Origin of the sequence: Brevundimonas sp. BAL450 (genome assembly GCF_015767455.1) — a bacterium.
Classification (GTDB): Bacteria; Pseudomonadota; Alphaproteobacteria; order Caulobacterales; family Caulobacteraceae; genus Brevundimonas; species Brevundimonas abyssalis.
In genome coordinates, this window is sequence record NZ_JADWOW010000045.1 from 33409 (window position 1) to 58693 (window position 25285).

Below are 25285 nucleotides of genomic sequence, written 5' to 3' on the forward strand. Positions count from 1 at the left end.
CCGGAGCCCGCCCATGTCCGCGGCCCTCGCCATCGGAACCCGCGTTTATGACGGCGCCCGCATCCTGTGGGGCGCGCCCATCGCCGTGCGTTTCCGGGGCGGCTTCCTGGCCATCGTGGCGACCCTGCTGCTGGCCTCGCTGGTGTCGTGGAATCCGGCCGATCCCAGCCTGAACGCGGCGGCCTCTGCCGCCCCCACCAACTGGATGGGCGCCAACGGGGCGGTGTTCGCGGACCTGCTCTATCAGTCGCTGGGCATCGCCGCCTGGCCCGCCGTCCTGCTGATGCTGGCCTTCGGCCTGTCTGCGGCCCTGGGCGAGGTGGTGCAGACGCGCCTGCGCCCGACCCCGCTCAAGGCCCTGGCCGCCGTGCTCGGCGTGCTGCTGCTGGCCGGCGCCCTGTCGGCCCTGATCATTCCCGCCATCTGGCCGCTGGCGGCAGGCCTCGGCGGCCTGTGGGGCGACGCCCTGCTGTGGGCGCCGTCCAGCCTGTTCGGCTTCGCGGGCATCCCCTTCGCCGCCCCCTTCGCGGGCGTCCTGCTGGCCATCGCGGCCGTGACGCTTCTGGCCTGGACCCTGGGTCTGCGCTGGCGCGACCTGACCGAGGTCCGCGTCGCTCGCCCCGCGCCGAAGGGGGTCCGCAAGGCCCGCGCGGCGCCCAAGGCAGCCGCCAATGTGCGCCCGCGCGCGGTCGCGCCCGAGCCCGAGATCGACGACGACCCCGCCGAGCCCTCGCCCCCGTGGGAAGAACCCAGGCCCGCCCCGCCCGCGCCCAAGGTGGCGGGCGTCAAGGCGCCGCGTCCCTCGGGCCGAGAGCAGAACGAGATGCAGGGCGCCTTCGAATTCGCCCGCACCGAGGGTTTCGAGCTGCCGCCGCTGGGCTTCCTGTCCAAACCCAAGACCCGCGTCGCCGCCGTGGACGAGGAGTCCCTGAAACAGAACGCCCAGATGCTGGAGAGCGTGCTGGCCGAGTTCGGGGTCAAGGGCGTCATCGACCAGATCCGCCCCGGCCCGGTGGTCACCCTCTATGAACTGGCGCCCGCGCCGGGCGTGAAGCACGCCCGCGTGGTGGGCCTGTCCGACGACATCGCCCGCTCCATGTCCGCCCGCGCCTGCCGCGTCAGCGTGGTTCAGGGCCGCAACGCCATCGGCATCGAACTGCCCAACGCCAAGCGCGAGACCGTCTATCTGCGCGACCTGCTGGCCTCTGCCGAATACGCCAAGCCGGGGCATCTGCTGCCGCTGGCGCTGGGCGAGACCATCGGCGGCGAGCCCTATGTGGCCGACCTGGCGCGCATGCCCCACCTGCTGATCGCGGGCACCACCGGCTCGGGCAAGTCGGTGGGGGTCAACGCCATGATCCTGTCGATCCTGTACCGCCTGTCGCCCGAACAGTGCCGCTTCATCATGATCGACCCCAAGATGCTGGAGCTCAGCGTCTATGACGGCATCCCGCACCTGCTGACCCCGGTGGTCACCGATCCCAAGAAGGCGGTCGTGGCCCTGAAGTGGACCGTGCGCGAGATGGAGGACCGCTATCGCCGCATGTCCAAGCTCGGCGTTCGCAACATCGCCAGCTACAACGAACGGGCCCGCGAGGCCCTGGCCAAGGGCGAGCATTTCGAACGCACGGTCCAGACCGGCTTCGACGATCAGGGCCGCCCCGTCTATGAATCCGAGAAGATCCGTCCCGAACACATGCCCTATCTGGTGGTGGTCATGGACGAGATGGCCGACCTGATGCTGGTGGCGGGCAAGGACGTGGAGGGCGCGGTCCAGCGCCTGGCCCAGATGGCCCGCGCCGCCGGCATCCATCTGATCATGGCCACCCAGCGCCCGTCGGTGGATGTGATCACCGGCACCATCAAGGCCAATTTCCCCACCCGCATCAGCTTCCAGGTCACCTCCAAGATCGACAGCCGCACCATCCTCGGCGAGCAAGGCGGCGAACAGCTGCTGGGCCAGGGCGACATGCTCTACATGGCCGGCGGCGGCCGCATCACCCGCCTGCACGGCCCCTTCGTGACCGATCAGGAAGTGGAGCAGGTGGCCCAGCACCTGCGCGAACAGGCCGAGCCTGAATATCTGGACCTGATCACCGAGGGCGGCGACGAGGACGAGGGCTCGGGCGATTTCGGCGGAAACGGCGGCTCCGGCGACGACCTCTACGACCGCGCCGTGGCTGTGGTCACCCGCGACCGCAAGGCCTCGACCAGCTACGTGCAGCGCCGCCTGCAGATCGGCTACAACCGCGCCGCCACCCTGATCGAGCGCATGGAGCAGGAAGGCGTCGTCAGCCCCGCCAACCACGCCGGCAAGCGCGACGTCCTGGCCGGCCCGCCGCCATCCTAGGGCGCTAACGCTCGCGTCGCGGACGCTCGCTGCTTGAGCGCGTCTTTGGGCGCTACCGTTCGACTCGCGGGGCCTCGCTGCTTGAGCGCATTATTGGGCGCTAACGTTCGGCCCGCGGGGCCTCGCTGCTTGAGCGCATTATTGGGCGCTACCGTTCGACTCGCGGGGCCTCGCTGCTTGAGCGCATTATTGGGCGCTACCGCTCGCGTCGCGGACGCTTGCTGCTTGAGCGCGCGTGCCACGCGTCTCCTCCCCATTCATGGGGAGGGGGACCGCGCCCGACAGGGCATGGTGGAGGGGGCGGCCGGGTGTTTGCCGCGATGGCGAAGAAATATTTCGTCCCCCACCTTCCAGCGTCCCTTACAATGGCCGCTCCAGCCACCGACCCCGGAGCCGATTTCGGACTATTCGGACAATTCGCACCCTGTTTTTTGAGCCCGGAGTCCGAAATCCGCCGCGCGGCGCGGCGGGAACGCCCCGCCGTCTCATGCGCTGTTATCCGCCGGATGAACCGATCCTGACCGTTTCGCTGAACGACGCTTCATCGGAGCGCCGGAATATGGTCAGGCTGGCGTCACACCCTTGCCGCGCCGCCGCGTCACAAGGATCATCTCAACAATCCCGAACGGGAGTCTGACTATGAATCTTTCACGCCGCGCCTTCGCCACCGGCTCGCTCACCCTGGGCGCCGCCGTCATGGCCGGACTGCCCGCCTTCGCACAGAGCACCCTGACCGCCGCCGACCGCGAGACGGTCGGGCGCGTGTCGTCCTGGTTCCAGGGCGTGCGCGCCGCGCGGGGCAATTTCGTCGAGACCGGCCCCGGCGGCCGTCGCGCCGAGGGCCGCTATTTCATCCAGCGCCCCGGCAAGATGCGCTTCGAGTACAGTAATCCTGAGGGCCTGCTGGTGGTGGCCGACGGCAACAATCTGATGCGCTACGACCCGCGCCTCGAGGTGTTCCGCCAGGCCCCCCTGTCCGCCACCCCCCTGTCGGTGTTTCTGGGCCGCGACGTCCGCATCGAGGAGGGCGTGCGCATCGACCGCGTCACCCGCATGGACTCCGGGGCCTTCGCCGTGGTCGCCCGCGACGCCCGCCGTCCCAACGAGGGTCAGGTGATCCTGGCCTTCGCCGGCAGCCCTGTCCGCCTGATGGAATGGACGGTGATCGATCCCCAGGGCCAGCGCACCCGCACCCAGCTGTCGTCCTTCGAGGCCGTCAACAGCCTGCCCAACAACCTGTTCACCCTGCGCGACCCCACCCGTCGCCGCCCGGGCCGCAACTAGAACCTGGCCGGCTGAGGCGGTCCGTGCTTTCCGGGTCACGCCGAAGCGGGTTCGCTTTACGGTTGACTTTTTTCCTGAGGAGTGGTTTTTGAGACACAGGACGGCGGCGGCTGTCCTGACCGTCCCGGACACCATCCCCTCCCGGTGGCGGCGTGAGAGAGACAAAACTGATTTGCGCCCGGTCTGAAAAGGCCGGGCGTATTTTTGAGCCCTCATGGACGCAGGCCCGCCCCATGCTCTAGGTGAGCCCATGTCCCTTCGCATCGTCACCTGGAACGTCAACTCCGTCCGCCTGCGCGCCGAACAGGTCGCCCGCTTCGTGGCCGAACAGGCCCCGGATGTGCTGTGCCTGCAGGAGATCAAATGCCTCCCGGACCAGTTTCCGGAGGCCGCCTTCAGGGACATGGGCCTGCCGCACCTGAAGGTCGCGGGCCAGAAGGGCTGGCACGGGGTGGCCATCGCCTCCCGCCACCCGATCGCCGAAGCCCCCGACCTGGCCGCCTGCCGCGAAGGCCACGCCCGCTGCGTCTCCGGCGTCATCCAGGGCGTGGAGATCCAGAACTTCTACATCCCGGCCGGCGGCGACATCCCGGACCGGGTCCTGAACCCCAAATTCGATCACAAGCTGGACTTCTACGCCCGTCTGACCCGCCAGTTCGCCGCCCGCGATCCCAGGGCGCCCCTGCTGGTGGCCGGGGACCTGAACATCGCCCCGGGCGAGAACGACGTGTGGAACCACCGCTACATGTCGAAGATCGTCAGCCACACCCCGATCGAGGTGGAGGCCATGCGCGCCTTGCAGGCGTCCCTGGGCTTCGCCGACGTGGTCCGCGACGCCCATCCCGAAGACCAGAAGCTGGCCAGCTGGTGGAGCTACCGCGCCGCTGACTTCCGCCAGTCCAACCGCGGCCTGCGGCTGGATCACCTGTGGACCTCGCCCGGCCTGACCCCCGCTGTCGTACCCGGCTCGGCCCGCATCCACGAGGACGTCCGCGCCTGGGAGCGGCCCAGCGACCATGCCCCCGTGGCGCTCGACCTGGCGGTCTGACCCCGACGTCCCGGACATTAACGCGGCCGCAACCGTCGGTGGCGTTTAATCTATCTGAACAAGATCAGCTGGTCCGAGGGGGGCTATGCCGGGGCATGGAGACGCACACGGGCTGACAGCCGCCCTGAGCCGGGGCGCGGGCCTGTGGCATCTGCGCATCCCCCTGAAGATGGTCGTGGTCTTCTCCGTCGTCCTGGCCGCCATCGTCGTGATGGGCGGGGTGCTGTTCGCACACATGCAGACGGTCAAGCGGTCCGAGGCCGCCGTCGCCGTCGCCCTTGAAACCCTGAGCACATCCGCCGCCGCGCGCTTCGACCTGGCTCGGCAGGAAAACTCGCTGCGCGGCTACATGCTGACGGGCGAGTCCTACTATCTGCGCCGTATCGAGACCCTGCACCGCCCCAGCTACATGGAGCACGCCGCCGAACTGGCTCGCCTGGCGGCCGATGATCCCGTCATGGCGGAACGGGTCGCGATGATGAATGCGGCCCATGCCCGCTGGGAAGTCGAGGCCTTCGCCCCCGCCGTGGCCCTGGCCGCCGACCCCGCCCGCCGGGCCGAGGCCGCCGCCATGGTGGGCGAGGCCGGGCTGGCAGATCGCCTGATCACGCCGGCCGAAGACGCCCTGGACGCCATTCGCGACGACGCCCGACTCGCCCTGACAGAACACAGCGGCGCCAGCGGCCAGGCGCTTCTGGTCATGGAGCTCGCGCTGGTCATCGGCATCATCATCGCAACGCTGATCGCGGCGCTGATGGGCGCCGTTCTGGTGCGGGACATGGGCTCGCCCGTCTCGGCCCTGACGGGACTCATGCGGCGCCTCGCCAAGGGAGAGACCGACTTTGTCGCGCCCGGCGTGGGCCGCCGCGACGAGATCGGCGACATGGCCCGGGCGGTCGACACCTTCCGCCGCGCCGCCGTGATCAAGGCGCGCCTCGAAGCCGAAGCCGAGGAGCATTGCCGCCACACCGAAGCCCTGATGATCGAGGCCCAGGCCGCCAACCGCGCCAAGTCCGAGTTCCTGGCCACCATGACCCATGAACTGCGCACGCCCCTGAACGGCGTGCTGGGCATGGCCCAGATCATGGCCCACGACGAGCTGTCGCCCGCCCAGCGCCAGAGGCTCGGCACCATCAACGAATCCGGCGCCGCCCTGCTGCGCATCATCAACGACATCCTGGACATCTCCCGAATCGAGGCCGGACGGCTGTCGCTGGAGCCCGCGCCGTTCAACATGAAGACCCTGGCCGACGACCTTGCGGCGCTCTATGCGCCCCTCGCAGCGGACAAGGGGCTGGCTTTCGCCATGACGGTGGCGCCCGGGGCCGAGGGCTGGTTCATGGGCGACGCCGTGCGTCTTCGTCAGGTCATGGGGAACCTGTTCTCCAACGCCCTGAAGTTCACCGAGACCGGACGGATCGAAGGCCGCATCGACCGCGCGGACGACGTCCTGCGCCTCAGCGTCACCGACACCGGCCCCGGCATCGCCCCCCAGGATCGCGCCCGCCTGTTCGACCGCTTCGTTCAGGGCGACGGCTCCAGCACCCGCCGCCACGGCGGCGCCGGGCTGGGCCTGGCCATCTGCCGCGATCTGGCCGCCCTCATGGGCGGGACCGTGACGGTGGAAAGCACGCCTGGCGAGGGCTCCACCTTCGCCCTCGAGATCGCCTTGCCTGCCAGCGAGCCCGCGCCCCGCGAGGAGGCCGGCAATCCGGCGCCGGACCGGCCGGTGCGGGTCCTGATCGCCGAGGACAACCCCGCCAATCGCCTTGTCCTGACGACCCTGCTCAGCCAGTTCGCCATCCAGAGCGAGGCGGTGGAGGATGGCGAGGCGGCGGTCGAGGCCTGGGCGTCAGGCGACTGGGACGCCATCCTCATGGATATTCACATGCCCAGGATGGACGGCATGGAAGCCACGGCGGGTATCCGCGAACGGGAACAGGCTGAAGATCGGCCGCGCACCCCCATCATCGCCGTGACCGCCAGCACCCTGGCCCACGAAACCGACGGCTATCTGGCCGCCGGCATGGACGGCTGGGTGCCCAAGCCGGTCGACGCCAGGCGGATGCTGGAGACCCTGAAGAACGCCCTCGGGGTCTGACGCCTGTTCCGCACAAGGCTCAGGGCGCGTATCGACATGAACGGCCTTCATGTGGTCTGAGAGAAAGACCATGGCGACCCCGGGAGGACTCCAACCTCCGACCTCGGCTTTAGGAAAGCCTTGCTCTATGCAGCTGAGCTACGGGGCCTTAGAGGGCGTTCCTAGCGACAACCATGGCGGCTGAAAAGCGAACGGAGTTTGAAAGCGTGAAAAGCGTGCAGAAGGATGGGTCTCGCATTACGGACGCAAGCGTTCAGAAACCCGCCGCTCTGGCCAAGCCTCTGATTGTGTTCGGCATGGGTCGTTCCGGCACCCGCATGTGCGCGAACATCCTGAACAACTCGAGGGATGTTGAACTGCAGGGCGAGATCGGCGGCGCCGTCGGCTCCAAGATGATGGCGTGGCTGGTGAGTGTCGCGACGCAGAAGCAGGCGCCGGAGCCGAACCGGATGTATGGCCTGGCGCGATCGGCCTTTCGAGACAGCACGCCATCGAGACCCATGGTTCGTCCTCGGGCGCGGTGGTTCGGCCACAAGACGCCGCGACATGAGAGACACTTCGCCCGGTACGAGGCGATCTTCAACGACCCGGCGCTCGAGCCGCATTACGTGTACTGCCTGCGGAACCCGTTCCACGTCTGGCGATCCTATCGGATCATGCCCTGGAACAAGTTCAAGACCGTAGGCGCGTTCCTGGAGGCGTGGATCAGGTCAGTCAAAACCTACGAACGCATGATCAAGGAAGCCCCCGGCCGGGTTCATCTCTTCAACCTGGATGAGATGGTCCGGGCTCCTGACTTGCTGGGCTGGGTCGAACCCAACCTGCTCGCTCCCCTGGGCCTGAGCCCTGAAGGTTTCCGGCGCGACATCGACAAGCTGGAGAACTCCAATTCCGCCTCCAACAAGCTGGGCGTGAAGCCGTCGCCGCCGCCCATTTCGGAGATGGTGGAAATCGCCACCGACCGCGAGGCGGCGCGGATCGTGCGGACCTATTTCCCGTGGATGGAGGAAGAGTTGGCGCGTTACGAGGCCCAGGCCCCGCTGCACAAGCGCCTATTCCGCTTTCGGGCCGCCTGACCGTCCCAGAAACGAGAATCGGGCTTCGGACGCCTTGCGGACGAACTGCTCATTGATCAGCCAGGCCTTCACCGGCCTGAGCGTGGCCAGACAGCCGACCACGAACAACGGCAGGGTGAAGACCACGTGCAGCCACATGGGCGGCCGGAAAGCGATCTCCATCCACAGGAACAGCAGGGTGACCGCGATGCCGACGCCCGACATGACGAAGAAGGCGGGGCCGTCGGCCGGGTCGGCGAAGCCGTAGTCCAGACCGCAGTTGGAGCAAGACGGCCGCAGGTTCAGATAGCCCTGGAACAGCGCCCCCTCGCCGCAACGCGGACAGCGGCAGGCGATGCCCGTCCTGAGCGGCGACAGCGCGGGCCATTCGTCAAGAACAGCTTCTGAAGACGGAGGTGTTTGGGCCATGTGATTAATATAGGCCTCTGCCCGGCTTCTGACAGGACCCTGGGCCGCGCCACAACGCCGCGCCGCCCCAGAACTCTCTAGTGGTTAAACCCCATTAAGATACAATATCTTGTAGGGAACAAATCCTGAATCGGGGGAAGTCGGTGATTCGGTCCTGATTCGTTTCGCCCCTGTTCCCTGAATCCCCGCGCGCCGTTTACCTGCGCGCCGCCGCGCTTGAGTCCTGGCCCGGACGTCGCCACCTTGGAGCCGTCATGAACGACCGCCCCACCGGCCTGGCCCCGTCCCGCGTCACCGCGGTGCTGGGCCCCACCAACACCGGCAAGACCCATCTGGCGGTCGAGCGGATGCTTGGCCACGCCTCGGGGATGATCGGCCTGCCGCTGCGGTTGCTGGCGCGCGAGATCTACGACCGCATCGTCGCGCGCATGGGGGCCCGGTCGGTGGCGCTGGTCACCGGCGAGGAGAAGATCATCCCGCCCCGGCCTCACTGGTGGGTGTGCACGGTCGAGGCCATGCCGCTGGAGAAGACGGTCGAGTTCCTGGCCGTGGACGAGATCCAGCTGTGCGCCGATCCCGAGCGCGGCCACCTGTTCACCCAGCGACTTCTGCATGCGCGCGGCCAGCTGGAGACCATGTTCCTGGGCGCGGGGACCATGGCGCCGCTGGTGCGGCGGCTGGTCCCGGACGCGGAGATCGTGTCGCGCGACCGGCTGTCGACCCTGAGCTATGCCGGGTCCAAAAAGCTGACCCGCCTGCCGCCGCGCTCGGCCATCGTCGCCTTCTCGGCGGATCAGGTCTACGCCATCGCCGAGCTGATCCGCCGTCAGAGGGGCGGGGCGGCGGTGGTCATGGGCGCCCTGAGCCCCCGCACCCGCAACGCCCAGGTCGAACTGTTCCAGTCGGGCGAGGTGGACTTTCTGGTGGCCACCGACGCCATCGGCATGGGCCTGAACATGGACGTGGACCATGTGGCCTTCGCGGGCCTGAGGAAATTCGACGGGCGGCGCACCCGCTGGCTGCACGCCCACGAGATCGGCCAGATCGCCGGGCGCGCGGGGCGGCACCTGCGCGACGGCACCTTCGGAGTCACGGGCGAGTGCGACGAGATCGACGAGGACATCGTCGAACAGGTGGTGGAGCACCATTTCGACCCCGTGCTGGCTGCGGAGTGGCGCAACGCCCGGCTGGACTTCGACACCCTGCCGGACCTGTTGCGCTCGCTGACGGTGGCGCCCGGGCGCGACGGCCTGACCCTGTCCGGCGAGTCGCTGGACGAGACCGTGCTGCGCCGGCTGATGCAGGACGAAGCGATCACCCGGGTGGCGGGATCGCGCGGGGCGGTGATGCGCCTGTGGGAGGCGTGCCAGCTGCCCGACTTCCAGAAGACCACCCTGGACGAGCACGCGCGGCTGTCACTGACGGTGTTCAAGGCGCTGACTGGAAAGGGCGGACGCCTGACGGAGGACTGGTTCGCCGCGCGCTTCGACCAAGCGGACCGGGACGACGGCCAGATCGACCAACTGTCGGCGCGTCTGGCGGCGGTGCGGACCCTGACCTACATCGCCAATCGTCCCGACTGGCTGCACAATCCCAAGCACTGGCGCGAGCGGGCGCGGGTGCTCGAGGAACGGCTGTCCGATGTGCTGCACGAGCGGCTGACCGCCCGCTTCGTGGACCGGCGGACCACCGCCCTGATGCGGGCGCTGAACGTGCGCGAGGACATGGCCACCGAGATCGAGGGGGACGGACAGGTCGTGGTCGAGGGCCAGGCCGTGGGCCGTCTGACCGGGGTGGCCTTTGCGCCGGAGCGGGGCGCCACCGGCCTTGAGGACCGCGCCCTGCGCGCTGCGGCGCGGCACGCGGTCGGCCCTGAGATCGCGCGGCGGCTGGGGCGGCTGGCCGCGGACGAGGACACGGTCTTTTCGGTTTTGCCCGACGGGGCGGTGCTGTGGCGCGGTGAGATCGCGGCGCGCATCACGGGCGGAGATCCGTTCAATCCGCGCGTGAGCCTGCTCGGCGACCTCGGCCCCGCGCCCGCCCGCGAGCGCGGGGTGCGGCGCATCGAGGCCTGGCTGGCGGCCGAGGCGGGTCGGGCCCTGCGGCCGTTGAAGCGGCTACGCGACCTGACGGCCAGCGGCAGCCTGAAAGGCCTGCCGCAGGGACTGGCCTTCCGCCTGATCGAGGCCGGAGGCCTGATCGACAGGCACATGGTGCAGGCCGATCTGGCGGCCTTGAGCCAGGTGGAGCGGCGGACCCTGAAGGCCATGGCCGTGCGCGTGGGCGCCCATTCGGTGTGGATGCCGGCCCTGTTGAAGCCACGCGCCCAAGGCTTGATGCAGGCCCATGTGGCGGACCAGCCGTTCCGCCCCATACCGGGCGCGCTCGTCGCCGCCCCGGATCCCCTGCCCGGGCCCCGCGCGCTGTCAGCATTCGGCCTGCGCGCCGTCGGGCCGTGGCTGGTCCCGGTGGAGGCGCTGGAGCGCATGGCGGAGCTGGCGAGGGCCGAAAAAGCTGACAGGGGGCGGCCCGTCCTGTCCGACGCAGCCCTGACCGAACTGGGCTGGAGCGCGGATCAGGGCCGCGCGATCCTGAACGCCCTGAGGCGCGCGCCGGACCGCAAGCCCGCGAAGACCGGGCCGGTCAAGGATTCGCCCTTTGCGGCCCTCGCGGTTCTGAACGCACCCGCGCTGGCGCCCGTCCGGCGGCGGCGGCGTCGCAAGGGCGCGGGCCGCCCTGAATGAGCGACGAGGCCTGCCGGTTGGACGTGTGGCTGCACCGGGCGCGGTTCATGCGGACCCGGGCGCTTGCGGCGGCTTTTGTGGAGGCGGGCCGGGTGCGCGTCACCCGTGGGGGCGTTCAGCAGCGCGTGGACCGGCCCGGCCGCACGGTGCGGATCGGCGACGAACTGGTTTTCGCCATCGGCGGCCGCGTGACTGCGGTGCGCATCACCGCCCTGGGCGTGCGGCGCGGACCGCCCGAGGAGGCCCGCGCCCTGTACTCCACCCCTAGTCCCGAAGGATGAACTCGCCTTCGATGTGCAGCTCGACCTCGTCGCCCAGCAGGGGCAGGCCGTAGGCGATGCCGAATTCCGAACGCTGAATGGTGGCCTCGCCGTCGAAGCCGACGGTGTAGCGCTGGTTCACGGGGTTCACGCCCGCCTGGTTGAACTCAACCTCCATGACCACCGGGCGTGTGACGCCGCGAAGGGTCAGGTCGCCGGTGACGGTGGCCTCGTCCGCATCGTCGTCATCCACCACGATGGAGGTGGCGACGAAGGTCGCCGTCGGATGGTTTTCAACGTCGAAGAAGTCAGCCGTGCGCAGGTGGCCGTCCAGGGCGTCGTCATTGGAGGCCACATCGGCCAGCGGGATGGTGGCGCTGAGGGCGCTGTTGACCGGATTGGCGGGGTCCAGGGTCAGTTCGCCCGAGACGTTCACGAACTGGCCCACATAGGTGGAGAAGCCCAGGTGGCTGACCGACCAGGTGATCTTGCCGTGGCTCGCGTCCAGATCATAGACGCCGGCGCGCACCTGGGCCGGGTCGGTGACGAACGGATCCTGGGCGGTGACGGCGCCCGCAGTCGCGGCGGCGGCGAGGATGGCGGCGAAGGCGGCGGGTCTGAATGACGGCATGGAACGGGTCCTCCTTGTGAGCATGCGGCGCGCCGGATTGGCAATCGCCAGAGTTACAGATAGGGGCTCTCTCGCTCCGCGCCAGAGGAACTGCGGTTGACTTGATCGCGCGCGAGGGCCATTTCCGCGACCCGTTCCTGAAACCGCGCCCGGACCCGCGACCCTCGATGACCTACATCGTCACCGACGCCTGTGTGAGATGCAAGTTCATGGACTGCGTGGAGGTCTGTCCGGTGGACTGCTTCTACGAGGGTGAGAACTTCCTGGTCATCAGCCCGGACGAGTGCATCGACTGCGGCGTGTGCGAGCCGGAGTGCCCGGTGGACGCCATCAAGCCCGACACCGAGGACGAGCCGGACGGCAAGTGGCTGCAGATCAATGCCGAGTACGCCAAGGTCTGGCCCAACATCACCGTCAAGGGCGAACCCCCGGCCGACAAGGAACAGTTCGAGCGCGAGACGGGCAAGTTCGAGAAGTATTTCTCCACGGCCCCCGGCAAGGGTTCCTGAGCGGGCTTTTTGCGCCTCAATTCCGCCACGGTCGCCTCCGGCGGCGAATGCCCGACCGCGCAACGCGGACATTTTGAAATTGTGCGGTTTTGTGATAGATTATCGCTCATTGGGTCGGGCGGTCGCCGCTTTACAGCGCGCCGCCCGCGTTCGTTAAAGAATCCCGCCCTGGAAGGCGGGATCGGCCAGAGGTTGGGTGTCCCGTTCTCGTTTCTAGTTTTTGCATGCTGATTGTCGGCGACCCCGCATCGCCGTCGATGACCTTGCATGCCCTGAACGAGCGCCCCGTCTTCGCCGCTGAAAGGATTTGATATGACGAGCAAGAGCGGTCTTGAATTCAAGGTGGGCGACAGCGTGGTCTATCCGGCGCACGGCGTCGGCAAGGTGGCGGCCGTGGAGACCCAGGAGGTCGCAGGCATGTCGCTGGAGGTCTATGTGGTGACCTTCGACCACGAGAAGATGACCCTGCGCGTCCCCACCGCCAAGGCCAAGACCGCCGGCCTGCGTTCGCTGGCCGCCGAGGACGTGGTGACCAAGGCGCTGACGACCCTCAAGGGCCGCGCCCGCGTCAAGCGCACCATGTGGTCGCGCCGGGCCCAGGAATACGAAGCCAAGATCAACTCGGGCGATCTGATCTCCATCGCCGAGGTGGTTCGCGACCTGCACCGCGCCGACAGCCAGCCGGAACAGTCCTATTCGGAGCGTCAGCTCTATGAATCGGCGCTGGACCGCATGGCCCGCGAGGTGGCGGCCGCCAACCGCATCGAGAAGGATGAAGCCGTGGCCCTGCTGGCCAAGTCGCTGAGCGCCAAGAAGGCCATCACGCCGCCCGCAGCCGAAGCAGCCTGATCCGTCGCTTCCTGATTGATTTCAGAACGCCCGGCCGTAAAGGTCGGGCGTTCCTGTTTGTGGCCGCCGGGTCCACTTTGGATGGCCAGGCCGGGTGTCGATGGATCGGCCTGCAGGGGAGACGGGGGACGCGGTGAAGGTCTTTGTCGACATTCCGAATTATTTCTGGAAGTCGGATGATCCGGACCGGGCCGACGTGCGGACGACCTATGTCAGCCTGTTCGCCGCCCTGTCGCGTCTGGGCTGCGAGATCGTCGCGCGGCCGTTCCGGCCCTATTCGGACACCCTGCACCGGCCGGACCCCGCCGAGGGTCTGCATTACGCCTACCATGCCCGGGAACCCGGGCCGGGCGCCTATTGCATCAAGGGCGCGGCCCTGCCGGACCTCTGGTACCTGGACCCACGGGGCTATAGCGGCTGGTGCGCCCTGGCCCAGGATCCGGCGCTGCAGGCCCGGAGCGCGCAATACGATCTGGCGGCGGCGGACGCGGTGATCGCCAGCTACCAGCACCGCTTTCGAACCGAGAATCTGTCTCGTTACGCCCAGCCCGGTCGTCGCGCGGCGACGTCCGGGGAACGGTTCGCGGTCTTCTACCCCTTGCAGGTCAATAATGACGAAGTGCTCAAACTGAGCCGTTTCGCCCAGTTCGAGGTGCTGGAGGCCCTGGTGCAGACGGCTGAACGGCTGCGACGGCCCGTCGTGGTGAAGCGACATCCGTTGTGTGGATCAGACCATATCGTCCAGGCGCTGGAAGCGGCCGCCCGCTCGGAGTTCGTAACGGTGTCGGACGCCTCCATTCACGATCTGATCGCATCAAGCGCGGCGGTCCTGGCGGCCAACTCGGGCGTCGGCGTTCAGGCGCTGGTGCACGGCAAGCCGGTTTTCACCCTGGCGGCGAGCGAGTATGCGCACATGACCACGCCGCTCTCGACGCTGGATGAGCTCGACGCGGCGTTCGATGTGTCAGCAGGCCCCCCGCCAGAACGCATCCGTCGCCAGCTGGGCTTCCTGCTCAACGAATACTGGGTGAATACCAGCGACGAAGAGGCCGTGTTCCATCGCGTGCGTAGCCACGTGGAAGCATGGCGGGCGGATCAGGGGCTGGAGATTGCGGGCCGCCAGGACGAGGATCGAAAACGCTCCGGCCTGCTGGCCATGGAGAGACGCGCCCACGACATGGTCGATCACATGCTGCGGCTGCATGACATGGCGACCGAGGCAGACCGAAGCGAGATCGAGATCTTGCTGCTGCGATCCTATCGGCTGGATGTGCGGCCCGACCTGATCATCCGGCGGATGTCGGATCGGTCGTTCCTGACGCGCTGTCTGTCGCACCGCTTAAAGGCCAGAGATGAAGTCGGCGCCGGAGTGGTTACCGGCCGCCTGGCCGAACTGCCTGACGCAGGACCCAACGACCTGTTCGCCCATGCCCGCCAGCTGTATCGGCTGGGCCGTAACGAGGACGGCCTGAAGGTCCTGCGCCGGATGTCCGAAATGGATGGCGTTCCGGCGGCCGCGCTGACGTTTCTTGGGCGCAAGCTGCTGACCCAGGAACGGGCCTCAGGTGCGGAGGCCGCGTTGGCTGTCGCCGAGCGGGCGATCGCTGTCCAGCCTGACCTGGGCCAGGCACACTGGCTGAAGGCGCGCGCCCTGTTCCTGCTGGAGCGGCTGGATCAGGCCCACGACGCAGCCGTGGCGGCCGTGAACCTGATCCCGACGGACGAGACGTTCATACAACTGCTGCGGCGGATCGAGGCGGCCAGATCGGCGGCAGGGGCCGCCGAAGGTCAGTCCTGACCTCCAGCGGCCTGCACGCTCAGAAGTACTCGGCGTCCGCAGGGCACTGGGCCGAGATGCGGCGCGCAGTGATGCTGGCGGGGATGTAGGGCGTGCCGCGGGCCAACTGAGCGCCGCCGTTAAAGCGGAAGCTCTCGCTGGCGTACGGGCCGTTCAGGCGCACATTGACGGTCCGACCGCGTCTGTCCTGACAAGTGCCCTCGAAACGGGAGTTGCCTCCGCCGACTTCGCGCACCGGATATGTGCACTGCCAGCGGCGCGTGGACAGCCCGTTGAAGAAGCGGTGGATCTCGCTGGGGCGAACGCATTTCTGTTCAGTGTCACGGACGCCCATGACGCTGGTGGTGTATTCCCAGTAGCCGGGCTGGGGCTGATCGGGCGCGGGAGTCTGGGCGTGCGGGCCCGTCGCGACCGACAGGGCGGCCACGGCGGCGAGGCCGGAGCCGAGCGTCAGGACGCGTCGCTTGGGAGTCATGGTCTTCATGGTCGCTCTTTCATGCGGCGATGTTGACAGTCGATCCTACAGATGGCGCTTGAACGGGGGCTGAACAATGGCTGTTCCCTCACTGGGCGAAAGAGTCCGAAGGCCTTGACGCAAAGGGGCCTGTGCGCCTATACGGCCCCCTCTCGCGCGGGAGCCCCTGCCCCCGCGCGCAACTGTTTCATGCGCCGCGCGGCCGTTTGGTCCGCCCGCCTGCCAAGGATTTTGACGATGTCGCGTCGTTGCGAACTCACCGGGATCGGCCCGATGGTCGGCCACAGCGTCAGCCACTCCAATGTCAAGACCAAGCGCCGGTTCCTGCCGTCGCTGAAGACGGTCAAGCTGGCTTCGGAATCGCTGGGCCAGACCTTCTCCCTGCGCATCTCCAACGCTGCGCTGCGCACCCTGGACTACAAGGGCGGCCTGGACGTGTTCATCGTCAAGGCCCGTGACGAGCAGCTGTCGGTCAAGGCCCAACGCATCAAGCGTCAGGTCCGCGCCAAGCTGGCGGAACAAGCCGCCGCCTGATCGGGCGACGAACGAGCATTCTGAAGGGCCGGCGGAAACGCCGGCCCTTTTGCTTTGCGGCGCTTGGAATGGCCATCGCGGGTCTCTATCTGTCGCAGACAACCCCGAAGGAGCCATCCATGACCATCAAGCCCGGCGACCGCCTGCCCGACGCCACCCTCGCCACCATGACGCCCGAGGGGCCCAAACCTCTGTCCACCGGCGAACTGTTCGGCAAGGGAACCACGGCCCTTTTCGCGGTGCCCGGCGCCTTCACCCCCACCTGCTCGGCCCGCCACCTGCCGGGCTTCAAGGACAAGCACGACGAACTGAAGGCCAAGGGCGTGGACCGGATCGTGGGCGTGTCGGTCAACGACCCCTTCGTCATGGGCGCCTGGGCCGAGCAGCAGGGCCTGACCGGCGAAGACGTCCTGCTGGTGGCCGACGGCAACGGCGACTTCACCAAGAAGCTGGGCCTGGAGCTGGACGCCACGGGCTTCGGCATGGGCCACCGGTCGCAGCGCTACTCCATGCTGATCAAGGACGGCGTAGTGACCGAGCTGAACGTGGAGCAGGGCGGCGAGTTCAAGGTGTCCTCAGCCGAGCATCTCCTGACGCAGCTTTCTTAAGCGCCCTATCGCTCGCCGCACGGAGGCTCGCTGCTTGAAGGGCATGGCTGGCCCTCTGGTGGGATCCAGAGACCGCAGGAAGGCCCCGGCGTCGCAGTTCATGACCACAGACGTCTTCACGCCCGAAAAACGCAGCGCCGTGATGCGGCTGATAAAGGGGCGCGACACCGGTCCGGAGATGACCGTGCGGCGGGCGCTGAAGGCGCTGGGCGTCGGGTATCGTCTTGGGGGTGCGGACCTGCCGGGGCGGCCGGACGTGGTGATGAAGGGACGACGGGCCGTGATCTTCGTCCATGGCTGCTTCTGGCATGGCCATGACTGCGCGCGAGGCGCCCGGGAGCCCAAGGCCAACGGCGACTACTGGCGCGCCAAAATCGGGCGCAACCGGGAGCGCGACCGGGCGTCAGAACAGGCGCTGATCGCCGATGGCTGGCGGGTGCTCACGGTGTGGGAATGCGACCTGAAGAACCCAGACGCGCTGAATGCGCACCTGCGGTCCTTCCTCGGCCTTTAGGCGGCCTCGGTTTCGCGCGTCGCCGCTTCGGCCAGGACGTGGTTGAGGGCGCCCAGCAGAGCCGCCGGGGTGAGGGGCTTCGACACGAAATAGTCCATGCCAGCCGCCATGCAGGCGTCGATGTCGTCCTGGGCCGTGTCGGCGGTCACGGCGATCACCGGCGTGGCGCGGTTCGGGCCGTCGCCCGCGCGCAGCCGCCGCGTGGTCTCTCGGCCATCCAGTTCGGGCATGCGGACGTCCATGAAGATCACGTCGTAGGTCTGGACCTCCGCGGCGGTCAGGGCGGCCAGGCCGTCCACCGCCGTAGCGATCTCGACGCCCAGCGGCGTCAGGATCAGCTGGACGGCGCGGCGATTGATCTCGTGGTCATCCACCACCAGCACACGCAGGGGCCGCTCTGCGGACTCCTCCGCCGCCGTTTCAGGTTCGTCGTCAATGCACGGGGCTTCGTCGGCGGCGGTCGTCCCAGCCGTGACTGGAGGCTCCACGGTCTGCGGGGTGGTGACGGGGAGGGGCTCGGGTCTGGACGGCGTGGGCGCGGGCTCAAGGGATCGCGCGCTCGACAATGGACGGCTGTGGGCGCTGCGGTCGCGGGATTCGGGGGCCTCCACGGGCGGCGCGTCCGGCGCTGGGGCCCTCGGCAGGGTGAGGGCCAGGGTGAACGTCGCCCCCTCCCCCTTGGTGCTGCGCGCGGTCAGCCAGCCGCCCATCAACTGGGCCAGCTCCCGGCTGATGCTCAGGCCCAGGCCCGTGCCGCCATGGCGGGCGCTGACGCCGCTTTCAGTCTGGTCGAAGGGCGTGAACAGGCGTGACAGCTGTTGGGCGTTCATGCCGGGCCCGGTGTCGATCACCTCGATGATCAGGGCCGTCGCGTCCGGGTCCTGGTCCCAGGCGCGGATGCGGATGGTCACCGCGCCGTCCTGGGTGAATTTGAGGGCGTTGGAGATCAGGTTGTTCAGCACCTGACGGATGCGGGTGGCGTCACCCACGACCCAGGCCGGCGCATGGGCCGCCCCCTCCAGACGCAGGCGCAGGCCCTGGTCCACGGCCTCGCGCTGCCACAGGCGCAGGGTGCGGGCCAGCACCTGGCGCAGGTTGAAGGTCTCAGTCTCCACCTCCATGCGCCCCGCCTCGAGCTTGGCGTGGTCCAGCAGATGATCCAGCAGGGTCTTCATCATCCGGCCCGCTTCTCCGATCAGGGCCGCGTTCTCCCGGGAGGCGGCGTCCTGGGCGCGGACCTCCAGTTCATGGGCGCCCGTCAGGATAGCCGACAGGGGTGTTCTGAGATCGTGGCTGACGGTGGCGACGAAGGCGGACTTGCCCGCGACAGCGCTCTCCGCCTCACGACGGCGGCGGTCCGAATCGCGTTGGGCCTGCCGTTCGGATTCGGCCAGGCGCGCGTTGCTGGCGTAGGCGGCCAAGGTAAAGGCGAGGATGGTCACGCAAATGACAGCCGCCGCCGTGGCTGCGGCCCGTCCGGCGCCTTCGGCCATCATCAGCAGGGGGGTGGCCGCCAGATACAAGACCAGCGGGGTCAGATTCAGGCCCAGCATGAAGGTCGACCGGCCCGACACCACCAGGGCGTTCATCATGCCGCCGGTCAGGATCAGAACCGCGCAGATGCCGCCCGCCAGACCCCCCAGTTGCCACAGCGGCAAAGCGAAAAAGCCATAGACCGCCGTGCTGGCGGCGATGGCGATTCCCGCGATCAGTTTGCGCCACGGCGGCAGGGTTTCCGCCTTGCCCGAGGAAATGGGCGAACAGGCCAGAGCGTCCACCAGTTGGACCAGGAAATAGGTCGCGATCCACGCCAGGGCTATCTGGGGGCCAATCACAGGCGAGAAGACCAGCACGCCGACGACGCCCACCCCCATGCGGATGAGCAAATTCTTGCGCCGACGCCGCACGGCGTCGGCGAAGGCCTCGTCATGAATGGCGGCGTCGTGAGCCATGGATGCGCCCGTCTGCGCGCCTTTCGGCGGCGGTTGGCGCGTATCCTGCCCCAGCTTGCCCTAACGCAGAGTCAACGCCAGCCGGATGTGCCGTGAATCAGGTCTAGAGATTGAGCAGGGCCGGGTCGCCGCCCTGGGCCGCGATATTGACGCTGATGGCCTTTTCCGAGGCATAGCGGATCAGACTGTTGGGGCCGCCCGCCTTGGGGCCAGTGCCGGACAGCCCCTCGCCGCCGAAGGGCTGGACGCCCACCACAGCCCCGGTGATGGAGCGGTTGACATAGACGTTTCCGGCAGGGACCAGGGCCATGACGTCGGCGGCGAAGGCGTCGATGCGGCTGTGCACGCCCAAGGTCAGCCCGTAGCCGCGCGCGGCCAGCTTGCGGGCGACCTCCTCCAGGTTGTCAGGGTCGTAGCGGTAGATGTGCAGGATCGGGCCGAAGACCTCCTTTTCAAGGAAGTCGGGCGTGGGGATCTCGGCGATGACCGGCGCGAACAGGTCGCCCCGCTCGGCGCCCTCGGGCAGGTCGGCGCGTGCGACGACCTTCGCCTCCTTTTCCAGCCGCTGGACATGTTTTTCGAGAATCTCGCGGGATTCTGCGTCGATCACGGGGCCGATGTCCGTGGAGGGATCAGCGGGGTCGCCGATCACGCGCGTCTTCAGCGCCCCGGCCAGACGCTGGATGAAGTCATCGGCGTTGGCCTTGGGAATGAACAGGATGCGCAGGGCCGAGCAGCGCTGACCGGCCGAACCGAAGGCCGAGGTGATCACGTCGTCGATGACCTGTTCGCGCAGGGCCGTGGTGTCCACGAACATGCCGTTCAGCCCGCCCGTTTCGGCGATGAAGGGAATGATCGCCCCTTCGCGGGCGGCGATGGAGCGGTTGATGGCGAAGGCGGTTTCAGTGCCGCCGGTGAAGGCCACGCCGTCGATGCCCGGATGATTGACCAGAGCCGCGCCGACAGTCTCGCCCCGGCCCGGGACCAGCGCCAGAAGATCGGGGTCCAGACCTGCCTTGTGGAACTGGCGCACCGCTTCGCAGGCCACCAGCGGCGTCTGTTCAGCGGGCTTGGCCAGCACGGCGTTTCCGGCGGCCAGGGCCGCGGCCACCTGACCGGTGAAGATGGCCAACGGGAAGTTCCACGGGCTGATGCAGGCGAACACGCCGCGACCGTGCAGGACCAGACGGTTGGTCTCTCCAGCCGGACCGATCAGATCCTCGGGCCCGCCGAACTGCTGTTCGGCCAGCATGGCGTAGTAGCGGCAGAAGTCGGCGGCCTCGCGCACCTCGGCCACGCCGTCGTCCAGGGTCTTGCCCGCCTCGCGGCACAGCAGGGCGATCAGGCGGTCCATGTCCGCCTCCAGCGCGTCGCCCATGGCGCGCAGCACTACCGCGCGGGCGGCGCCGCCGGCGCGGTCCCACGCCACCTGGGCGTTGGCCGCGCGCTGGATGGCCTCGTCCACGTCCTCGGCGGTGGCCTCCGAGGCGTGCCCGAGGATGCGCGCGCGGTCACAGGGGCTGGTCACATCCCGGGGGCTTTCGCCGGCCTTCAGGGCGCCGCCGATGAAGGGGCCCGCGTTCAGCTTCTCACGGTCCAGCGCCTCCAGCGCCTGGGCGTGGATTTCGCGGTCTTCCGCCTGGGAATAATCGCGGCCGAGGGAGTTCAGACGATTTCCGTACATGTCTCTGGGCACCGGGAGCTTGGGGTGACGGTCGGGCTGGGCCTCGACGGCGGAGATGGGGTCGGCGGCCACGTCGCCGGCGGGAACCCGTTCGTCCAGCAGAGCGTGGACGAAGGAGGAGTTGGCGCCGTTCTCCAGCAGACGGCGCACCAGATAGGGCAGCAGTTCTTCATGGCCGCCGACGGGGGCGTAGGCGCGCACCACCGGCTCGGCGCCCTCGTTCCAGGTGTGGCGGGCGGCGTCGTAGAGCGCCTCGCCCATGCCGTGCAGGCGCTGGAACTCGATACGCACCTCCCGTTCCCGCGCCATGCGGTTCACGGCCGCCAGGGTGTGGGCGTTGTGGGTGGCGAACTGGGAATAGATGTGGGGCGCCGCCTCGACCATGGCCTCGGCGCAGACAAGGAAGTTCAGGTCCGTGGCCTGTTTGGTGGTGAAGACCGGATAGTCCACGCGGCCCGCGATCTGGGCGCGCTTGATCTCGGTGTCCCAGTAGGCGCCTTTGACCAGACGCACCATCAGGCGACGGCCCGATCGCTGGGCCAGGTCGGCGATCAGGGCGATGACCTGCGGGGCGCGCTTCTGATAGGCCTGCACCGCCAGACCCAGGCCGGTCCAGTCGCCCAGTTCGGGTTCATGGGCCAGCCGGTCCAGCAGCTTGAGCGACAGGACCAGCCGGTCGGCTTCCTCGGCGTCGATGGTGAAGTTCAGATTGTACTTTGCCCCCAGTTTCGCCAGGCGCAGCACGCGGGGATAGAGCTCGTCCCACACCCGCTCCTCCTGAATGGCCTCGTAGCGGGGCGACAGGGCCGACAGCTTGACCGAGACGCCGTGGCCGTCTTCGGGTCCCTGCCCCTTGGGGCGGGCCTTGCCGACCGCCTCGATGGCGCCGGCGTAGATGCGCTCGTAGTTCTCGGCGTCGGCGGCGGTGCGGGCGCCCTCCCCCAGCATGTCGAAGCTGCACAGCCAGTCATGGCGATCCGCACGCTTCAAGGCGGCGCCGATGTTGCGGCCCAGCACGAACTGCTCGCCCATGATCTTGACCGCCGTGACCACCGCCTGGCGGATCACCGGCTCGCCGATGCGGCCGGCCACGCGGGCCAGGAAGCCGGGCAGGTCGCGGCGGGCGTCATCGTCCACGTCCACCAGCTTGCCGGTCAGCATGAGGCCCCAGGTGGAGGCGTTGACGAACAGGCTGTCGGACTGGCCCAGGTGCGAGGCCCAGTCGGCCGAGCTGATCTTTTCGGCGATCAGGCGGTCTCGCGTCTCGTCGTCAGGGGTGCGCAGCACCGCCTCGGCCAGGCACATGAGGGCCAGACCCTCGCGGGTGCCCAGGCTGTATTCCTGCAAGAAGCCCTCGACCACGCCCTGACGGTTGGCGGCGGCTCGGGCGCGCTCGACCAGGGCGATGGCCTCGGCCACCACCGCGCCCCGTTCGACCGGGTCCAGCGGCATGCGCGCCAGCAGATCGGCCACGGCCTCGCGCTCGTCTCGGAACTTCAATTGATCCAGGGCGTCCCAGTTCGTCACGCGTCTCGACTCCGGCCGGTGTTCGGCTCCCCATACGCTGGCCAGAGGGAAATATCCTCTGTATCTTAGCCACCTCAACCGAACATAATTTGGTTTGGAAGCGAGAACGCCGAATGCATGATTTGGATGCGACCGATCTCAGAATCCTGAAGACACTTCAACTGGATGGGCGGATCACCAACGCCGAGCTGGCCAAGCGCTGCAATTTGTCCCCGGCCGCCTGTCTGGAGCGGGTGAAGCGGCTGCGGCAACGCAAGGTGATCCTGGGCTATTCCACCCTGATCGATCCGGCGGCAGTCAACCGTGGCCTGCTGATCTTCATCGAGGTGGTTCTGGACCGCACCACCGGCGACCTGTTCGACGCCTTCGCCGCCCAAGCCCGCAAGACCCCCGAGATCATGGAGTGCCATATGGTAGCGGGCGGCTTCGATTATCTGATCAAGGCGCGGCTGGCGGACATGAACGCCTATCGCGCCTTTCTGGGCGACGTGCTGGTGCACATGCCGGGGGTGCGCGAGACCCGGACCTATGCGGTGATGGAGGAGATCAAGAGCATCCCGATCCTGCCCATCTGAAACGGCTTTTCCGGGCGCGGATCATGTCTCGCGTTTGTCGCGGTTAGGGGTTAAGCCTGTCGCCCTTCGGAAACGGGGAGCTGAAGCCCTTAATGCGCATCGTACTGGCCACCGACGCCTGGGAACCCCAGATGAACGGCGTCGTCCGCACCCTGACCCGCACGGTCGCCGAATGTCGCGCCATGGGCCACGAAGTGGAGGTCATCGAGCCGGGGCAATTCAAGACCATCCCCTGCCCCACCTATCCGGAAATCCGGCTGGCCCTGGGCGCCGAGGAGGAGATCCGCGAGCGCCTGCGCGCCTTCGAGCCGGAGGCCGTGCACATCTCCACCGAAGGCCCCATCGGCATCGCCACGCGTCGCATCTGCGTGGAATGGAAACTGCCGTTCACCACCAGCTATCACACCAAATTCCCCGAGTACGTCTCGGCTCGGTTCCCGATCCCGGTTCAGGTGGGCTACGCCTACATGAAGTGGTTCCACAAGCCGTCGGGCCGTCTGATGGTGGCCACGCCGACCCTGCGCGACGAGCTGACCGAGCATGGGTTCAGGAACGTTTCGCCCTGGTCGCGGGGCGTGGACACCGACCTGTTCCGGCCCGATCGCGAACCCATCTACGAGGAACTCGGCGGAAAGGACTGGCCGCGCCCGTTCTGGCTGAATGTGGGCCGGGTGGCGGTGGAGAAGAATATCGAGTCCTTCCTTGAGCTGGACCTGCCCGGCACCAAGATCATCGTTGGGGACGGTCCGGCCAAGGCCGATCTGGAGTCCCGGTACCCCGAGGCGAAATTTCTGGGCGCGCGGTTCGGCGAGGAGCTGGCCCGCTGTTTCGCCGATGCGGACGTGTTCGTGTTCCCCTCATGGACCGACACCTTCGGCCTGGTGATCCTGGAGGCCATGGCCGCCGGCACGCCGGTGGCGGCCTATCCGGCGCATGGGCCCATCGACATCATTCCCGGCTCCGGCGCCGGCGCCATCGACGACGACCTGAAGACCGCCTGTCTCGAAGCGCTGAAGATGGATCCCGAGACCGTGCGCGCCTATGCGGAGAAGTTCAGCTGGCGCGCCTCGGCCGAGCAGTTCGTCGAGAACCTGCAGCCCTATCCGGAGCCCCAGAAGACGCGGCTTTGGCGGCGTCTTCGCCGCTTGGCCCGGGTGCGCGGCAAGGCGGCCTGAGCCACATCTTCGAAGACGGACAAAGAAAAACGCCGCGAACCGAAAGGCTCGCGGCGTTCGTCATTTCAGATGATGAGTCCGATCACTCTTCCGGACGGGCCATGCTGGTCTGGCTGGCTACAGCCTCACGCTGGGCCGCGAACTGTTCCGGCATCAGCGGGATCAGGCCGCGGTCCTGAAGATAGCCGCCGCGTCCCATGCTGTTCTCGGAGACGTACTCGGCCACGAACGCGTCGAGGCCGGGCACCACGCCGAGGTGAGCCTTCTTGACGTAGATGAACATGGAGCGGCTGATCGGGTACTCACCAGAGGCGATGGTGTCGACCGTGGGGGCCACGCCGTTGACGGTGGCGGCCTTCACCTGGTCCATGTTCTGCTCGAGGAACGAGAACCCGAAAACACCAACCGCGCCAGGCGTGCGGGTCAGGGTCTGGACGATGGCGTTGTCATTCTCGCCGGCGTCGATCCAGGCGCCGTCCTCGCGCAGGGTGTGGGCCAGGGTCTCGAAGCGATCCTCGTCGCTTTCGGCAAGGGCGGCCAGTTGCGGCACGGCCTCGGCCGACGGGGCCATGCCCAGCTCCAGCCAAGAATCGCGGGTGCCCGAGGTGGGCGGCGGGCCGTAGACCTGGATGCGCTGGGCCGGCAGGCCGGCGCGCACCTGATCCCACGACGCATGCGGGTTGGCGACGTAGTCCGCGCCTTCGCCCGGAACCTGGGCGGCCAGGGCCAGGTAGAGGTCGCCGCCCTCGAAGGCGAAATCGGCGCCGTTACGGGCCGTGGCGATGACGATGCCGTCATAGCCAATCTGGATCTCGATGATGTCGGTGACGCCATTGGCCACGCACTGGTCGAACTCGGACGCCTTCATGCGGCGCGAGGCGTTGGCGATGTCGGGCGTCTGGGTGCCGACGCCGGCGCAGAAGGCGGCGATGCCGCCGCCGGTGCCGAGCGACTCCACGCGCGGGGCGACGCCGCCGCTGCGCTGGGCGTAGTTCTCGGCCACGCGGGTGGTGAAGGGGAAGACGGTCGAAGAGCCCGCCGCCCAGACCGTGTCACGCTGGGCCCCGGCGCCGCCGGAGCCGTCACCGCATGCGGCGACGAGGGCGGCCGCAGCCACCGCGATCAGATAGGGTCTCATGTCCTGAATTCTCCCATGAAGTCTCGACATTGTCCTTACCCGGAG

The 25285-nt window shown here is 68.1% G+C and carries 21 protein-coding genes and 1 tRNA gene; 15 read left to right on the forward strand and 7 right to left on the reverse strand.

Features of this window, described 5'->3' with window-relative positions; all coding sequences use genetic code 11:
- Positions 1-13 precede the first annotated feature (13 nt).
- From IWC96_RS06130 to IWC96_RS06145, 4 genes are all read left to right on the forward strand, one after another.
- Entirely contained in the window at positions 14-2350 is a 2337-nt protein-coding gene (locus IWC96_RS06130; RefSeq protein WP_196838585.1) for a DNA translocase FtsK 4TM domain-containing protein, read from the forward strand.
- A 639-nt stretch (positions 2351-2989) separates the two neighbouring features.
- Positions 2990-3634: an outer-membrane lipoprotein carrier protein LolA gene (locus IWC96_RS06135; protein ID WP_021697119.1), complete on the forward strand. Its 645-nt coding sequence runs from the start codon at positions 2990-2992 to the stop codon at positions 3632-3634.
- A gap of 250 nt (positions 3635-3884) precedes the next feature.
- The gene (locus IWC96_RS06140; RefSeq protein WP_196838586.1) at positions 3885-4682 is read left to right on the forward strand and encodes an exodeoxyribonuclease III; all 798 of its coding nucleotides are present in this window, start codon (positions 3885-3887) and stop codon (positions 4680-4682) included.
- A gap of 85 nt (positions 4683-4767) precedes the next feature.
- On the forward strand, positions 4768-6783 hold the full coding sequence (locus tag IWC96_RS06145) for an ATP-binding protein (RefSeq protein ID WP_021697117.1): 2016 nt from the start codon (positions 4768-4770) through the stop codon (positions 6781-6783).
- 71 nt (positions 6784-6854) lie between these two features.
- On the opposite strand, the gene IWC96_RS06150 is transcribed toward IWC96_RS06145, so the two are convergent.
- Positions 6855-6931 (reverse strand) — tRNA-Arg (locus IWC96_RS06150).
- Positions 6932-6956: 25 nt separating this feature from the next.
- Between IWC96_RS06150 and IWC96_RS06155 the strand changes: the two genes are divergently transcribed.
- A complete protein-coding gene (locus tag IWC96_RS06155) occupies positions 6957-7859 on the forward strand; it encodes a sulfotransferase (RefSeq protein ID WP_081703440.1) in 903 nt (300 codons plus the stop codon).
- Here the strand turns inward: IWC96_RS06155 and IWC96_RS06160 are convergent.
- Entirely contained in the window at positions 7836-8267 is a 432-nt protein-coding gene (locus IWC96_RS06160; RefSeq protein ID WP_021697115.1) for a DUF983 domain-containing protein, read from the reverse strand. The two genes, IWC96_RS06155 and IWC96_RS06160, sit on opposite strands and share 24 nt — an antisense overlap.
- 254 nt (positions 8268-8521) lie before the next feature.
- Here IWC96_RS06160 and IWC96_RS06165 point away from each other — a divergent pair, with 254 nt between their 5' ends.
- Complete coding sequence (locus tag IWC96_RS06165) at positions 8522-11011, forward strand: helicase-related protein (RefSeq protein ID WP_196838587.1); 2490 nt, start codon at positions 8522-8524, stop codon at positions 11009-11011.
- Complete coding sequence (locus tag IWC96_RS06170; RefSeq protein ID WP_045318962.1) at positions 11008-11292, forward strand: S4 domain-containing protein; 285 nt, start codon at positions 11008-11010, stop codon at positions 11290-11292. The genes IWC96_RS06165 and IWC96_RS06170 overlap by 4 nt, the downstream gene beginning before the upstream one ends.
- On the opposite strand, the gene IWC96_RS06175 is transcribed toward IWC96_RS06170, so the two are convergent.
- Entirely contained in the window at positions 11276-11902 is a 627-nt protein-coding gene (locus IWC96_RS06175; protein WP_021697112.1) for a YceI family protein, read from the reverse strand. The two genes, IWC96_RS06170 and IWC96_RS06175, sit on opposite strands and share 17 nt — an antisense overlap.
- A gap of 167 nt (positions 11903-12069) precedes the next feature.
- Between IWC96_RS06175 and fdxA the strand changes: the two genes are divergently transcribed.
- The 3 genes from fdxA to IWC96_RS06190 all read left to right on the forward strand — a co-directional run bounded on the left by fdxA (position 12070) and on the right by IWC96_RS06190 (position 15058).
- On the forward strand, positions 12070-12411 hold the full coding sequence (gene fdxA, locus IWC96_RS06180) for a ferredoxin FdxA (protein WP_045318964.1): 342 nt from the start codon (positions 12070-12072) through the stop codon (positions 12409-12411).
- 312 nt (positions 12412-12723) lie between these two features.
- On the forward strand, positions 12724-13260 hold the full coding sequence (locus tag IWC96_RS06185) for a CarD family transcriptional regulator (protein WP_021697110.1): 537 nt from the start codon (positions 12724-12726) through the stop codon (positions 13258-13260).
- Between the two features lie 100 nt (positions 13261-13360).
- A complete protein-coding gene (locus tag IWC96_RS06190; RefSeq protein WP_045318961.1) occupies positions 13361-15058 on the forward strand; it encodes a hypothetical protein in 1698 nt (565 codons plus the stop codon).
- A 19-nt stretch (positions 15059-15077) separates the two neighbouring features.
- On the opposite strand, the gene IWC96_RS06195 is transcribed toward IWC96_RS06190, so the two are convergent.
- Positions 15078-15542, reverse strand: a complete 465-nt coding sequence (locus tag IWC96_RS06195; protein ID WP_021697108.1) for a DUF3617 family protein — start codon at positions 15540-15542, stop codon at positions 15078-15080.
- A gap of 228 nt (positions 15543-15770) precedes the next feature.
- Here IWC96_RS06195 and rpmB point away from each other — a divergent pair, with 228 nt between their 5' ends.
- The 3 genes from rpmB (at position 15771) to IWC96_RS06210 (ending at position 17189) form a co-directional block, all read left to right on the forward strand.
- Positions 15771-16067, forward strand: coding sequence for a 50S ribosomal protein L28 (gene rpmB, locus IWC96_RS06200; RefSeq protein WP_045318960.1), 297 nt, complete (start codon positions 15771-15773; stop codon positions 16065-16067).
- Between the two features lie 119 nt (positions 16068-16186).
- Entirely contained in the window at positions 16187-16675 is a 489-nt protein-coding gene (locus IWC96_RS06205) for a peroxiredoxin (protein WP_045318963.1), read from the forward strand.
- Between the two features lie 100 nt (positions 16676-16775).
- Positions 16776-17189: a very short patch repair endonuclease gene (locus IWC96_RS06210; protein WP_045318959.1), complete on the forward strand. Its 414-nt coding sequence runs from the start codon at positions 16776-16778 to the stop codon at positions 17187-17189.
- Here IWC96_RS06210 and IWC96_RS06215 read toward each other — a convergent pair.
- Positions 17186-19141, reverse strand: coding sequence for an ATP-binding protein (locus IWC96_RS06215; protein WP_021697104.1), 1956 nt, complete (start codon positions 19139-19141; stop codon positions 17186-17188). The two genes, IWC96_RS06210 and IWC96_RS06215, sit on opposite strands and share 4 nt — an antisense overlap.
- A 103-nt stretch (positions 19142-19244) precedes the next feature.
- Entirely contained in the window at positions 19245-22352 is a 3108-nt protein-coding gene (gene putA / locus IWC96_RS06220) for a bifunctional proline dehydrogenase/L-glutamate gamma-semialdehyde dehydrogenase PutA (RefSeq protein ID WP_021697103.1), read from the reverse strand.
- A 113-nt stretch (positions 22353-22465) separates the two neighbouring features.
- Here putA and IWC96_RS06225 point away from each other — a divergent pair, with 113 nt between their 5' ends.
- Positions 22466-22927 (forward strand): Lrp/AsnC ligand binding domain-containing protein, encoded by a 462-nt coding sequence (locus IWC96_RS06225; RefSeq protein WP_021697102.1) that lies wholly within the window; start codon positions 22466-22468, stop codon positions 22925-22927.
- A gap of 92 nt (positions 22928-23019) precedes the next feature.
- On the forward strand, positions 23020-24102 hold the full coding sequence (locus IWC96_RS06230; RefSeq protein ID WP_196838588.1) for a glycosyltransferase family 1 protein: 1083 nt from the start codon (positions 23020-23022) through the stop codon (positions 24100-24102).
- A gap of 82 nt (positions 24103-24184) precedes the next feature.
- Here IWC96_RS06230 and IWC96_RS06235 read toward each other — a convergent pair whose 3' ends face one another.
- Positions 24185-25240, reverse strand: a complete 1056-nt coding sequence (locus IWC96_RS06235) for a substrate-binding domain-containing protein (RefSeq protein WP_021697100.1) — start codon at positions 25238-25240, stop codon at positions 24185-24187.
- Positions 25241-25285: the final 45 nt, after the last annotated feature.